Raw genomic sequence first — 13489 nt, forward strand, 5'->3', positions numbered from 1 at the left:
CTACCAGCGACGCTCAAAGCGACGCCGCAACAGGATTGCGCCCAGGTTCATGACGACGAGGAAGATCAAGAGGATCATGATCGCACCCGACGTCCGTTCGACAAATGCACGTTCGGCTTCGTTGGCCCACATATAGATCTGCACTGGCAGTGCCGTGGACGGCTCCATCGGCGAGCCGGGATAATCGACCACGAAGGCGACCATGCCGATCAGCAGAAGCGGCGCGGTTTCGCCGAGCGCATGCGCCAAGCCGATGATCGTGCCGGTGAGAACGCCCGGCATGGCGAGCGGCAGAACGTGGTGGAAGATCGTCTGCATCTTCGACGCACCGAGGCCAAGGGCGGCCGAGCGGATCGACGGCGGAACCGCCTTCAGCGCGGCGCGGGTGGCGATGATGATCGTCGGAAGCGTCATCAGCGTCAGCACCAGGCCACCGACCACGGCGGCCGAACGGGGCATGCCGGCGAAGTTGATGAAGATCGACAGGCCGAGCAGACCGTAGACGATGGACGGAACGGCCGCGAGATTGTTGATGTTCACCTCGATCAGGTCCGTCAGGCGGTTTTTCGGGGCGAACTCTTCAAGATAGATCGACGCGCAGACACCGATCGGCAAAGCCAGCACGAGCACGATCAGCATCATGTAGAGCGAACCGAGGGCCGCAACGCCGATACCGGAGGCTTCAGGACGGCTCGATGCGCCATAGGTGAACAGGCCTGTATTGAACTCCTTGGCGAGCGCACCACTGTCGGACAGGGTCGCCATCCATTTGATCTGCTGATCCTTCACCTTGCGGTTCGCCTCGGCGACCGTCAGGTCGATCTGCCCCTTGTTGGCGCTGTCGATATTGCCTTCAGCCAGAAGCGATACGTTGACGGTGGTGCCGATGATCGCCGGATCGGCAACAACGAGATCGCGCAATTGCGTGCGGGCGCTTGCAGACACCATTTCCGTCGCCTTCTTGACCAGCGCCTTGTCGGCCGGGTCGATGGCAAGCACCTTGACGAGGGCATCGCGGACCAGAAGAGGATAGTTGGCAGTCATCAGCTTGGCGGGATTGGTGCCACGCTCGTTTTTCGGATCGATGATCTTTTCGGAGAACTCGATCGGCAGGGTGATCGCCGTCTGCTGGAAGGCGGTGTAGCCCTTGGAAACGACTGTCCAGAGAAGCACGAACAGGAAGAACAGGCCGATCAGGATCGCGGCGAAGCCATAGGCCTGGAAACGGCGTTCGGCTGCATAGCGCTTCTTGATGCCGATATCGCGTCTTGCCTGGGCCGGGCGCTGAAACGTGGACTGTACGGAGGATGTAACGTCGGTCATTCGTACTGTTCCCGATATTTGCGCACGATGTAGAGTGCATAGATGTTGAGGCAGAGCGTTATGGCGAACAGGGTGATACCGAGCGCGAAGGCCACCAGGGTCTGCGGCGAGTTGAACTCGAGGTCGCCGGTCAACTGATTGACGATCTTGACGGTAACCGTCGTCATCGCTTCGAACGGATTGAGCTGCATGCGGGCGGCAACACCGGCGGCGAGAACCACGATCATGGTTTCACCGACTGCACGCGAAGCCGTCAGCAGCAGTGCGCCAACGATGCCGGGAAGGGCGGCCGGGAGGATGACGCGCTTGATGGTTTCCGAGCGGGTGGCGCCGAGACCGAGCGAGCCATCGCGAAGGGCGCGGGGCACCTGCGTAATGATGTCGTCCGAAAGCGACGACACGAACGGGATCAGCATGATGCCCATGACGAGACCGGCGGTCAGGACGCTCTGTGCCTGGATGAAGTTGACGTAATTGCCGGTCACCAGGCCATTAAGCTGGGCCGACATGTCGCGCAGGAAAGGGCCAACCGTGATCAGGGCGAAGAAGCCGTAGACGATGGTCGGGATGCCGGCGAGAATTTCGAGCAGCGGCTTTGCGATACCGCGAACCGCAGGCTTGGCATATTCGGCCATGTAGATTGCGGCGAAGAGGCCGATCGGCACGGCAAAGAGCATGGCGACGAAGGCGATGTAGAGCGTGCCGGCGAGAAGCGGCAGCAGGCCGAATTGACCTTCCGTGCCCCCGCTGCCGGCAGCCGAGAAGCGCGGATCCCAGACCGTGCCGAAGAAGAACGTGCTCGGAGAGACCGACTGGAAGAAGCGGATCGCTTCGGACAGCATCGAGCCGACGATACCAACCGTGGTCAGGATCGCGATGGACGAGGCAAGAAGCAGGGCGCCCAGCATGGCGCGCTCGACACGGTTACGTGCCCGGAAAGGCGCGCTGATGCCACGGATGGCAAAAACAGCGCCGGCAACGGCGATGACCAGCACGACGACAGTCATCGCCCAGCCGCTGGTGCCCTTCATCGAATTGTAGGTCTGCGCTGACGTGACCATGTAGGCTTCGCCGGTATTCGCCATCGGCACACCCTTGGCGGCCAGCGCGTCGCGCAGAGTGGCCGGATCGCGCGTGACGGCGGCCATCTCATCGGCGCTCAGGAGCCGCAGACCGTTAGCAACCTGCACGACCTGACCGAGCATCAATTCGGTGGTTGCGACACCCTGGCTGCGGACACTTTCAGGCAGGGAGTCCCTGACGGCGTTTTCGACGAAGAACGGGCTGGCGATCAGCCAGAGGGCCAGAACGACGGCGGCCGGCAGGACTGCCCAGATGGCAGCATAGACGCCGTGATAACCTGGAAGGGAGTGGAGTGCGGACAGCTTGCCGTTTGAGCTCGCCATCGCCCTGGCGCGGCCGGCAAAATATGCACCAAGGCCAACGATCAAAACGACCAAAAATATAAGTGAGATGCTCATCGATAAATCCCCCCGGCCTTGTCAATCAGTGAAAGCCGGCAAATCCGAACTCGGGAGGTACGGCACGGCAAAACTGCCGTGCCGCGTTTTCTCATAGCTATTACAGCATGTTGCCGTCGGTGAACGCCTTGCGGTCAGCTTCGCGTTCCGCGTCCGGAGCCGGAACCAGGCCGTAAGCGGCCAGCGGGCTGTCCGGGCCGACCATCTGATCGTCGAGGAAGAATTCGACATATTCCTTCAAGCCCGGGATAACGCCGAGGTGAGCCTTCTTGACGTAGAAGAACAGCGGGCGCGAAACCGGGTATTCGCCGGAAGCAATCGTTTCGCCCGACGGCACGATGCCGCTGACGGTTGCGACCTTCAGCTTGTCAGCATTGTTTTCGTAGAAGGACAGACCGAAGACGCCGATGCCGTTCTTGTTGGAAGCGATACGAGCGAGCGTTTCGGTGTAGTCGCCGTCGATGTCGATCGCCAGACCGTCCTTACGGACGGCGATGCACTTGGCAGCAGCTTCTTTTTCGTCTGTAACGAGCGCCTTGATCGCATCTGCAGCGCCAGCGTCCTTGCAGCCGTGAGCGAGCATCTTCTCGTCGAAGACTTCGCGCGTGCCATGCTTTTCGCCCGGGATGTAGGCGGCGATTTCAACGTCCGGCAGGTCCTTGTTGACTTCCGACCACTTCTTGTAGGGGTTGGCAACGAGCTTGCCGTCAACGACGACTTCAGCAGCGAGTGCGAGGTAGAGGTCCTGCGGAACCAGCTTCAGGTCGGCATTGCCGGCGTCGGTTGCGAAGACGATGCCGTCATAACCGATCTTGACTTCCTGAACTTCGGTGACGCCGGCTGCCTTGCAGGTTTCCAGCTCACTGTCTTTGATCTTGCGCGAAGCGTTGGCAATGTCGATCGTATCCGGGCCAACGCCCTTGCAGAATTCCTTCAGGCCGGCACCGGTGCCGCCGGATTCAACGACCGGAGTCTTGAAGTCGGGGAAGGTTTCGCCGAAGGTTTCGGCAACGATCTTGGCATAGGGCAGAACGGTCGAGGAACCGGCAACCTGGATCTGGTCACGGGCAACGGCTACGCCGGCAAAAGCGGCGGAAGCAACCAGAGCTGCGACGGTGAGTTTCAAGGACTTCATCAGAATTCTCCCAGAATGGGCTTGTGTGGGTGCGCTTTTCATCAGCGCTCGCTTTCGCCGTGTCGATCGGCTGCCCTAGTTAGCGCCCGATGCCCACATCTTTTATGTCAGTTTCAAGAAACATTTGTGACAGATCAAGTCGCTGAAAATACTTGTCTATTTTTCAAATTGACGTTTTCGCCGCGAAGTTTGTGTCAAAACCTCACGGTAAAGACGGTGCCCTTGCCGACCTCCGATTGCACCAGCAACCGGGCTCTGTGTCGCGTCAGGATATGCTTGACGATCGCCAGCCCGAGGCCAGTACCCTTCTTGGACCGGCTGGCTTCGACATTAACCCGATAGAAGCGTTCGGTAATCCGCGGAACATGTTCGGCCGGGATACCCGGGCCGTGATCGCGGACGGACACCTCGGCCGGTTGATCGCCGCCGCCCGACAATACGACTTCGACCTTCTTTCCTTCCTGGCCATATTTGCAGGCATTCTCGATCAGGTTTTCGAAGACTTCCGTCAGTTCGTCGCGGTCCCCCTGCACGACGACCGGCTGTTCGGGCACGATCAGCGTCACCTCGACATCCAGATCCTCCGCCAGCGGCGCCAGGGTATCGCGGACATGGGCGAGCAAGGGGCCGAGATCGATCGCCTCGTCCGGCGCGATATGGGATTTCAGCTCCAGCCGCGACAAAGACAGGAGATCGTCGACGAGACGGCTCATGCGTGTGGCCTGCTCATGCATGATGCCGAGGAATTTCTCGTGCGCCCTGGCGTCGTTGCGGGCCGGCCCCTGCAGGGTTTCGATGAAGCCGCGCAGCGAGGCGAGCGGGGTGCGCAGTTCATGGCTGGCATTGGCAACAAAATCGGATCGCATCCGGTCGATGCGGCGCGCCTGCGAAATATCGCGGTAGGACAGCACATAGAGCCGTCGATCGGCCGGCGACCGGATTTCGGCGGCGGCGACACGGACGATATAGACCGCCTCGGAAGGAAAGCGCTCGGAATGTTCGATCTGGTTGGCCTTGCCGGTCCCGATCGTCTCACGGACCATGTCGAGGATGCCGGGGGAGCGAACGCGTGCCGACAGGTCGCTATTGGCTGGAATGGTGCCGAAAGCCTTTTCCGCCGCCTGATTTTGCAACAGCACGGTTTCATCCGCAGCCACCACGATGATCGGCGTGTCGAGTGCATTGAAGACGCTGGCCAGAACCCCGAGATTGTCGGTCTCGATCGGCGTCGGGACCGCTACGGGAAGCGGCGGCCGTGGATCGGCGGAACGGCTGAGCAGCGCCGCCATCCAGACCAGCCAGAACAACAGCACGGCGACCGCATGAACGCCCAGGACGATGGCGGTGCAGGCGGCGGCGGCCGAAATGCCGATATACCACTTCTCCGACCAAGCCCTGTCGATCAAGTGCTGCCAGACTGTCTTTTTCTCTTCCAAGATGCTCTCTCGTTGACGGATACAATCAGCCGCTGATATCGGAGATTCATGACATGATTTTCACGGCATGCTTGAATTCGCAATGCAATTATGGCCTGCTCCCGTGAAATCGGCGTCGCCCGAGGAAGCTTTCGGCAAGGACATATCATGATGGAGACTGCAGGGTACAAGCCGGTGGACCTTCTGATCAACGGCAAGCAGCGCATTTTCGACATAGACAATCCGGAACTGCCCTCCTGGATCGACAAGGCCGCGCTGGACTCGGGAAACTACCCGTATGACAAGAAGCTTGATGGCGATCTCTATGACGATACGCTGGAAAAGCTGCAGATCGAGCTTGTAAAACTACAGTTCTGGCTGCAGGCGACGGGCAAGCGGGTGATGGCGATCTTCGAAGGCCGGGATGCGGCCGGCAAGGGTGGCGCGATCCATGAAACCCGCGCTTATATGAATCCCCGCTCCTCGCGCGTTGTGGCACTGACCAAACCGACCGAAACCGAACGCGGCCAATGGTATTACCAGCGCTATATCGCGCATTTCCCGACCGCCGGCGAATTCGTGATGTTCGATCGCTCCTGGTACAATCGCGGCGGCGTCGAGCCCGTCATGGGCTTCTGCACGCCTGAACAGCAAGAGCACTTCCTCAAGCAGACGCCGCGCTTCGAAAAGCTCGTCACCTCGGACGGCATTTGCCTGTTCAAGTTCTGGCTGGATATCGGCCGCGAGATGCAGTTGAAGCGTTTCCACGACCGGCGCCACGATCCCTTGAAAGTGTGGAAGCTGTCGCCGATGGACATCGCGGCGCTGACGAAGTGGGACGACTATACCGAGGCACGCGACCTCATGCTGAAGGAAACCCATTCCGAGCACGCGCCCTGGACTGTGGTGCGCGCCAACGACAAGCGGCGGGCGCGGCTGGATCTCATTCGCCACATCCTGACGACGCTCGATTACGACGGCAAGGACAAGGGAGCAATCGGCGAGATCGACGGCAATATCCTCGGCTTCGGTCCCGATTTCCTGAAGTAGAGACCAGCCAGACAGGCTCCGTCGGGATCACTGCCCCGGCAGAATCCGGACGGCATAGAGACTGAGGCTGCTGCCGGAGCCGGTCACATCGCTGTTGATCAGGATATGACCGGGCGAGCTCGGCGCCAGACTGCGGTCGAACGTCACCTTGAACAGCATGTTGCTCTTTTCCTCGTTGACCGTGAAGCGGTGACGACCGCAATCGCCGAGCGAAGCGAAATCGCATTCGACGGAAAACTGGGTCTGCTTGCCGGAATCCGCCTGGACGCTGAGCGCCACCGTCGACGTCTTGCCGGAAATCTGCCCGAGCATGGCCGTCGGAATCTCGATCCGCACATTGCCATCCTGATCCGGCGAGGCCGATGTGATGCGCAGGCGCTGGCCCTTTTCGTCGGTGACTGGGTCTGCTGCGACGCGGGCCTCGACTGAGACCCTGGCCATGTCGGCCGGGGTGAAGACATCGACCCAGTCGCCGGTGAAGCCCGACTGGGTTCCGAGCGTCTTCAGCCCTGCCCCACCGTCAAAATCCTCGGACTGGACCGTAGAGGGCGGATTGGCGACACTGGTGTCGCGCTCCGCCGCCGTCTTCAAAAGTCCGCTCGTGTCGACCCACCAGACGGCCCCCAGAAACGCCGCGCCCAATGTGGTGACGACCATGACGAAGGACAGGAAACTTCCACGCTTGTGCCGACGCGGCTTTGCCGGAGGGATAACCTTGGCAGCCTTGCCGCGCTTGCCCGTGACCTGCGGCTCGGCAGCCACGGCGGCAACAGCAGCCTCGTCCGCACGCGCGATTGCACGGCGGTCCGGACGCAAGCCATCCAGCCCGCCATCGACGACGGGTTCAACCCCACCATCGAACGCAGCAGTAGACCCCTGCGGCGGCAGATGGGCACCATCGTCGAGTTCCGCCGCCGGCACGCGGCTGTCGGTTTCCGGGCGCACCGGCGAGACGGTGGAAGCCTCCGCCTTCAGGGCGGTGCGCTCTTCCAGTTCGATCCCATGGATGATGGCTTCCAGCCGGTGGCGCTGCTGCGCGATGACCTCCGGATCATGGACATCCTGCTTGCGCAGGCCGGCCTCAAGCGCATTTCGGGCCGACTGATAGATGCGCGCACGGGTTTCGGAACTCGTCCGGTCGGACCGTTCCAGCGCGTGCCTGATGGCAGTTTCCAGTCCGCTCACACTTCGTCCTTCCTACAGCGCCACGCGTCAAACATGACGCGCAAAGGTCGCTGTAACGCTTTAAATATGCTGCATAATTTTATCCTTAAATCGATTCCGACTTAAGGGGAATTATGCAGTAGTGCGGGCATCGAAGCGCCGAACCAGAGCATGCCGCATGTGGCCAAAGCCGATAAAGCGCCATGCCACCAAAATTTCCCTTCGACGTCGCAGCAACGCGCGCCTCGGTTCCCCGATCCATGGCAGCGGAAATCCTCTTGAAAAACCGGACCGCTTTTGGATGTGTTAACAATTGGGTAACGGTTGAAACACCGATCTGCAAGCCTTGCGCGCCAAAGTCCCGGCCTATGCAGGGGAAAACCCGGCGGTTTCAGTGCTGGCGCGTGCCTTGGGCGGCACAAATCGCCTTTGCAAAAGACTGAGTCGCTGCTAATATTCTTACGTTTACGAAAACGTCAAATAAATGAACCCGGGAGCGAACACTTGTCCTTGCCAGCCCTTCTCAACGGCACCACCCGGCTGCCGGTCGTCGCAGCGCCGCTTTTCATCATCTCGCATCCGGCGCTGACGCTCGCCCAGTGCAAGGCCGGCGTGGTTGGCTCTTTCCCAGCGCTCAACGCCCGCCCGGAAGCGCAGCTGGACGAGTGGCTGGCCGAGATCACAGAGGAACTGGCCGCCCATAACAGCCGCAACCCTGGCAAGCCGGCGGCCCCCTTCGCCGTCAACCAGATCGTTCACAAGTCCAACAAGCGGCTCGAGCATGATTTGATGCTCTGCGTCAAATACAAGGTGCCGATCGTCATCTCGTCGCTCGGCGCCGTGCCGGAGGTCAACGCCGCTGTTCATTCCTATGGTGGCATCGTGCTGCACGACGTCATCAACAACCGCCATGCCAATTCGGCCATCCGCAAAGGGGCCGATGGCCTGATCGCGGTTGCTGCCGGCGCCGGTGGCCATGCCGGCACGCTGTCTCCGTTTGCACTTGTCCAGGAAATCCGCACCTGGTTCGACGGACCTCTTCTCCTGTCCGGCGCGATTTCCACCGGCGGCGGCGTCCTTGCAGCCCAGGCGATGGGCGCCGACATGGCCTATATCGGCTCACCCTTCATCGCGACTGCGGAAGCCCGCGCCAGCGACGCCTACAAGCAGATGATCGTCGACAGCAGCGCCGGCGACATCGTCTATTCCAATTATTTCACCGGCATTCACGGCAACTACCTGAAGCCCTCGATCGCCGCCGCCGGCATGGATCCGGACAACCTGCCGGAAGCGGACCCGTCCAAGATGGATTTCGAAACGGCAACCACGGGCGCCAAGGCCTGGAAGGACATCTGGGGCTGCGGCCAAGGCATCGGCGCCGTCACCGAAATCGCGCCCGTCGCAACGCTTGTCGACCGGTTGGCGGGCGAATACGCACTGGCGCGCCAACGGCTGGCCCTCTGAAACCATACCACACGGATTGTCCCGCGCTTTTTTCCTGTTCTCAAAACTTGATGGCTTGAAATCCCAACAATTTGCAGGTATCAGCCCCTCACACATCGTTCCGCAGCCACTGCGGAACGCATGCGGGCCGCTTTAGCTCAGGTGGTAGAGCACATCATTCGTAATGATGGGGTCGCAGGTTCGAGTCCTGCAAGCGGCACCATTTCTTTTCTGACCGGTTATAGGCAATCTCTAAGCGCAAAATCTTCCGCATGACTACCCGAAGCGTTCCGCCAGAACGCCAGCGGGGGCAACAGCGCCTGTGAGCCTTCCGGTCTTCCCGGGCCCAGTCGAAGGGGTATCGATCAAAGCGCCAATCACGATGAAACTGACCGCAGCGAGAAAGCCGAACGCAACATATGAGAGTTTCGCAAGCATCGGATGAACTCCTGTTTCGCTGCGTGTTCAAACGCGGATTTCCCACAAGAGTTCCAGGCTTTCGGCCACGATCAATAAATTCATGCTTTCATCGTCTGATCGCCATGCAACAGATACGCGGCAACAACCGCGAACGTATAAAAGACCCGGCCAGGTTTGACCGAATCCTTTATGAGTGCGCGAAAACAGCCCTCCGCCAATGCGGAGGGCTGGCCACATCAGTTCACGGATGTCAGCGTCATCGATGCGCCGCCGGCCGCGAGGTTAAGGCCGATCTGGCCGGTGACGCTGATCGTCTGCAGGTGGATCGAGCCCGACGTGCCGCCGACCAGGACGTTGGCGCCGATGCCGGCACCCACGGTCGCTTCGGCGCTTGCGCCCTGATAGAGGCCGCTCAGCGAACCCTGGTGATAGCCGGCGGTCGGTGCCAGCACGGCCCAGACGAGCTTGCTCCTGGTGGTGAAACCGAGATCGACGCCCATCTTGCGGATCGCGCCGGTATAGTGGTCCGTCCGCTCAGCACCGACGGTGGAGCGGAAGGTGCAATCTGCTTCTCTGGCCGAGCCAAGAACATACCCGACACCGCCACCGACTTCGCAGGTCAGATAGCCGATCTTTACGCCGCCGCGCACATCGGATTCTTCATAGGTCGGCGCCGGAGCACCTTCGACGGGATCGGCCGCCATCACCGCGGAGGTGCCGCCTGCAAAGAGCGTGGCCGCGGTGAGCGCCATGGCAAAAATATTCTTCATGTTGTCTTCCTTCTAAAACCGTGACCGTGCATGCGTTCGGTCGAACAACCGGCACATTGACCGGCAGGAGTGGCCGGAATCTTGCCTGTCGGCGTCCTTGACGCTCCAAGCAGGGAACGCGCAAGGAGGCAGGCCGTTCCACAGTTCAACTGCCATTGGGTCATTTCGAAGGCACCCTGCTCGCACGCCAACCCGATCCTACGGCTGGCGCTGGGATGGTTGGTGCGCAATACCGGGAACACCCCATGGAAAAAGAAGCCTCAAGCCCCGGACAAGCGATGCGCCCTACTCTCTCCTCTCTCGGCATGATGCCGGCCAAGAAAGGACAATGATATGTCGAACATCGGCGAATATATACCGAGCGCCCAGGACGCGGCCATCGCCTTGCTGCTGCAGGACGACAATGGCGACAAGCTCACCGACATTCTCGTCGATGCGCTCGACGAAGCCTTCCGAATCCTGCGCGACGAAATCACGACCTATCCGCTGAATTAAGCATACAGGGCGGCTTGCCCTTCGTTCGCTGCCCGTTGTTTCGGGACGACGAATCATCGACCGGATTTCGCCGTCGAGGGTGAAGCGGCCTCTCCTCCCGATCAAAAACTGCCATCAATCCGCGCTATGATGCCCTGTCGGACCTATCCGGCGATGCTGGGCCGCGTCAAACATGGTTAATTTTTAACTATTTCTGACCTATCAGCGGAACGGATTCGGCGGATGGGCCGTTGATGCGAAAACCGGGAGGGACCTTTGATGATCTTCAACCTGCTCAAGTCCAAACGCGAAGAAACGACCGACACCGGCACGTTTGCCGATGGTGTCTTCACACTTCCGGAAATCGAGATCGGCTCCGTTTCGCGCCGCCTGCGTGGTCACATCGCCCATCAGCGCGACTATGGCAGCGACCGGACAATCGCACCGCTGCCTGCCGGTTTCGCCTGAGAAAAACCCGACAGACTGCTGTGATCACGGCCGCGCGCTCAGGCGCGCGGCTTCAGCTTCATGTGCCGGTTGACGTCCTTGTAGAGCAGGTAACGAAACTTGCCGGGACCGCCGGCATAGCAGGCCTGCGGGCAGAAGGCGCGCAGCCACATATAGTCGCCGGCCTCGACCTCCACCCAATCCTGATTGAGCCGATAGACGGCCTTGCCCTCCAGAACATAAAGCCCGTGTTCCATGACATGCGTTTCAGCGAACGGGATGATCGCGCCCGGCTCGAAGGTAACGATCGTCACATGCATGTCATGGCGCAGGTCGTTAGGATCGACGAAACGGGTCGTCGCCCATTTTCCTTCGGTGCCGGCCATCGGTGACGGGGCAATATCTGCTTCGTTGAGGAACAGCGGCGTCGGTTGATCCAGTCCCTCGACAGCCTCATAGGCCTTGCGGATCCAATGGAAACGAACGGCTTCATTGCTGGTATTGCGCACCGACCATTTGCTCGCCGGCGGAATGAAGGCGTAGCCGCCTGGCGTCATGCGGTGAGATTCGCCATCCAGCGTCACCGTCAGTTCGCCCTCGACGATGAAGAGCACCCCTTCGGCATCAGCATCGAGTTCCGGCCGGTCGCTGCCGCCGCCAGGCGCGACTTCCATGATATATTGCGAGAAGGTCTCGGCGAAACCGGAGAGCGGACGTGACAGGATCCACAGCCGCGTCTTATCCCAGAACGGCAGGAAGCTGGTGACTATATCCATCATCACGCCCTTGGGGATGACGACGTAAGCCTCGGTGAAGACGGCGCGATCGGTCAGCAACTGCGTCTGCGGCGGGTTGCCGCCCGTCGGGGCGTAATATGTGCTGTTCATCTGCGTTCCTGGATTTTCGAATTGTAGGCCTCGCGGCGGCAGGATTGCCGGTTAGCTCCTTGGAAATTATTAGCGCAAGCCGGTACGCAGATCACGCGGCAATTCCTCTCCGTTTCCGGATTCAGTTTCGTCTATTGTGGGGAAATCGGTGGTTTCGTTTCCAATCCGGTGGCCCTTGTGCATCCGGGCAATCCCGTCTTCCTTATGTGATGATCCGGCCGGGAGGTGCCGGCTGGGCGGTGACTTCACGTAACCATTCGCGCCAGATGGAGACCAGCAGAGCCATCAGCACCGGGCCGACGAAGAGTCCGAGAAATCCCATGGTCTTCACACCGCCGACCAGACCAAAGAAGGTCGGAAGGAAAGGCAGCTTGATCGGGCCGCCGACGAGGCGCGGCCGCAAGGTCTTGTCGACGATGAACAGCTCGATCGTGCCCCAGGCGAACAGCGCCACGCCGGCAAAGACCGAGCCGCTGGCGACCAGATAGACCGATACCAGCGTGAAACAGAGCGGCGCGCCGCCAGGGACGAGCGCCATGATGCCGGTGATGATGCCGAGTGTGACCGGCGATGGCACACCGGCCATCCAGTAGGCGATGCCGAGCACGATGCCCTCGCCGATGGCGATGACGCCCATGCCGGTCACGGTCGAACTGATGGTGAGCGGCACGATACGGGAGACGCGCTCCCAGCGCATCGGCAGGATACGTTCGCCAAGCTTGTCGAGTTGCCCCACCAGCTTCTCGCCGTCACGATAAACGAAGAACAGGGTGATCAGCATGAACAGCAGTGTCAGGAAGGACTGGAAGGCGGACGCGCCGACAACCAACACGCCGCGATAGATATTGCCGATGTTGGAGCCGCTGACCAACTGGACGAGTTCCCCGAGCGCGCCGGGATGGCCGACATATTTCGCCCATTGCTCGCCAAACCAGACACCAACCCCGGGGATCTGCGTCAGCCAGGCCGGGACGGCAGCACCGGACGCGTTCGTCTCGATGATCCAGACCACCCAACTGCGGACTTCGTCGACCGCATAGACGGCGGCAAGCGAAATCGGCGCGACGATGAAGGAAATGACGGCAACGATGGCGATCGTGGCGCCGAGCGTGCGATTGCCGCCGATGACGACGAGCAGCCGCCGATAGATCGGCCAGCTGGCAAAACCGATGACAAGCGCCGCGAGCACCGGCACGAGAAAACCGTGAAAGAAATAGACGCCGGCGAGAAGGACGAAGACGAGCAGCCAGCGCGCAGCGGCAATAGGTCCGACGAGCGCGGAACGCTCATAGGCCGGCCGGCCGAACAGCCGCGGCTCCTGCGGCGTTTCCTCCCGTTCGCGATTGCTCAATTGCAAAAACATCTCCTTCCGCGGTCGCAGGATGACAGCAAAAGCCGCCCCGCACCAGCGTGTTTCCATTCGTTGCCGCCATGTGGCGAAACATGCGCCTACGTAAGTATGATCGCATCGTCAACACAA

General features: G+C 60.6%; 12 protein-coding genes and 1 tRNA gene. 5 read left to right on the top strand and 8 right to left on the bottom strand.

The annotated features are described in order from the left end of the window. The 4 genes from pstA to phoR form a co-directional block, all read right to left on the bottom strand. Positions 1–1323, bottom strand: coding sequence for a phosphate ABC transporter permease PstA (gene pstA, locus ACST81_RS21415; RefSeq protein WP_438750440.1), 1323 nt, complete (start codon positions 1321–1323; stop codon positions 1–3). Then, complete coding sequence (gene pstC / locus ACST81_RS21420; protein ID WP_438750441.1) at positions 1320–2804, bottom strand: phosphate ABC transporter permease subunit PstC; 1485 nt, start codon at positions 2802–2804, stop codon at positions 1320–1322. Before pstC ends, pstA begins: the two co-directional genes overlap by 4 nt. A gap of 100 nt (positions 2805–2904) precedes the next feature. Next, the gene (locus ACST81_RS21425; protein WP_438750442.1) at positions 2905–3939 is read right to left on the bottom strand and encodes a substrate-binding domain-containing protein; all 1035 of its coding nucleotides are present in this window, start codon (positions 3937–3939) and stop codon (positions 2905–2907) included. A gap of 194 nt (positions 3940–4133) precedes the next feature. Next, on the bottom strand, positions 4134–5375 hold the full coding sequence (gene phoR / locus ACST81_RS21430; RefSeq protein ID WP_438750443.1) for a phosphate regulon sensor histidine kinase PhoR: 1242 nt from the start codon (positions 5373–5375) through the stop codon (positions 4134–4136). A gap of 147 nt (positions 5376–5522) precedes the next feature. On the opposite strand from phoR, the gene ppk2 reads away from it, so the two are divergent. Beyond that, positions 5523–6404: a polyphosphate kinase 2 gene (gene ppk2, locus ACST81_RS21435; RefSeq protein WP_438750444.1), complete on the top strand. Its 882-nt coding sequence runs from the start codon at positions 5523–5525 to the stop codon at positions 6402–6404. 27 nt (positions 6405–6431) lie between these two features. On the opposite strand, the gene ACST81_RS21440 is transcribed toward ppk2, so the two are convergent. Next, on the bottom strand, positions 6432–7589 hold the full coding sequence (locus tag ACST81_RS21440; protein ID WP_438750445.1) for a biotin transporter BioY: 1158 nt from the start codon (positions 7587–7589) through the stop codon (positions 6432–6434). A gap of 483 nt (positions 7590–8072) precedes the next feature. On the opposite strand from ACST81_RS21440, the gene ACST81_RS21445 reads away from it, so the two are divergent. Both ACST81_RS21445 and ACST81_RS21450 read left to right on the top strand, forming a co-directional pair. Next, a complete protein-coding gene (locus tag ACST81_RS21445) occupies positions 8073–9032 on the top strand; it encodes an NAD(P)H-dependent flavin oxidoreductase (protein ID WP_438750447.1) in 960 nt (319 codons plus the stop codon). Positions 9033–9158: 126 nt separating this feature from the next. Then, a tRNA-Thr gene (locus ACST81_RS21450) sits at positions 9159–9234 on the top strand. A gap of 433 nt (positions 9235–9667) precedes the next feature. On the opposite strand, the gene ACST81_RS21455 is transcribed toward ACST81_RS21450, so the two are convergent. After that, positions 9668–10201, bottom strand: a complete 534-nt coding sequence (locus tag ACST81_RS21455) for a DUF992 domain-containing protein (RefSeq protein ID WP_438750448.1) — start codon at positions 10199–10201, stop codon at positions 9668–9670. Between the two features lie 333 nt (positions 10202–10534). On the opposite strand from ACST81_RS21455, the gene ACST81_RS21460 reads away from it, so the two are divergent. After that, positions 10535–10696: a hypothetical protein gene (locus ACST81_RS21460; RefSeq protein ID WP_438750449.1), complete on the top strand. Its 162-nt coding sequence runs from the start codon at positions 10535–10537 to the stop codon at positions 10694–10696. Between the two features lie 258 nt (positions 10697–10954). After that, positions 10955–11143: a hypothetical protein gene (locus tag ACST81_RS21465; RefSeq protein WP_438750451.1), complete on the top strand. Its 189-nt coding sequence runs from the start codon at positions 10955–10957 to the stop codon at positions 11141–11143. 38 nt (positions 11144–11181) lie between these two features. Here ACST81_RS21465 and ACST81_RS21470 read toward each other — a convergent pair whose 3' ends face one another. Together ACST81_RS21470 and ACST81_RS21475 are read right to left on the bottom strand one after the other, a co-directional pair. After that, positions 11182–12009 (bottom strand): bifunctional allantoicase/(S)-ureidoglycine aminohydrolase, encoded by an 828-nt coding sequence (locus ACST81_RS21470; RefSeq protein ID WP_438750452.1) that lies wholly within the window; start codon positions 12007–12009, stop codon positions 11182–11184. A 202-nt stretch (positions 12010–12211) separates the two neighbouring features. Then, positions 12212–13366 carry an AI-2E family transporter gene (locus ACST81_RS21475; protein WP_438750454.1) on the bottom strand — a complete coding sequence of 385 codons (1155 nt, stop codon included), beginning with the start codon at positions 13364–13366 and terminating at the stop codon, positions 12212–12214. Between the last annotated feature and the right edge of the window lie 123 nt (positions 13367–13489).

Source organism: Pararhizobium sp. O133, assembly GCF_051669845.1.
Classification (GTDB): domain Bacteria; phylum Pseudomonadota; class Alphaproteobacteria; order Rhizobiales; family Rhizobiaceae; genus Pararhizobium.

Coding starts and splice junctions, on each gene's coding strand:
- pstA (WP_438750440.1), bottom strand. CDS start 1,323: ATGACCGACGTTACATCCTCCGTACAGTCCACGTTTCAGCGCCCGGCC.
- pstC (WP_438750441.1), bottom strand. CDS start 2,804: ATGAGCATCTCACTTATATTTTTGGTCGTTTTGATCGTTGGCCTTGGT.
- ACST81_RS21425 (WP_438750442.1), bottom strand. CDS start 3,939: ATGAAGTCCTTGAAACTCACCGTCGCAGCTCTGGTTGCTTCCGCCGCT.
- ppk2 (WP_438750444.1), top strand. CDS start 5,523: ATGATGGAGACTGCAGGGTACAAGCCGGTGGACCTTCTGATCAACGGC.
- ACST81_RS21455 (WP_438750448.1), bottom strand. CDS start 10,201: ATGAAGAATATTTTTGCCATGGCGCTCACCGCGGCCACGCTCTTTGCA.
- ACST81_RS21460 (WP_438750449.1), top strand. CDS start 10,535: ATGTCGAACATCGGCGAATATATACCGAGCGCCCAGGACGCGGCCATC.
- ACST81_RS21465 (WP_438750451.1), top strand. CDS start 10,955: ATGATCTTCAACCTGCTCAAGTCCAAACGCGAAGAAACGACCGACACC.
- ACST81_RS21470 (WP_438750452.1), bottom strand. CDS start 12,009: ATGAACAGCACATATTACGCCCCGACGGGCGGCAACCCGCCGCAGACG.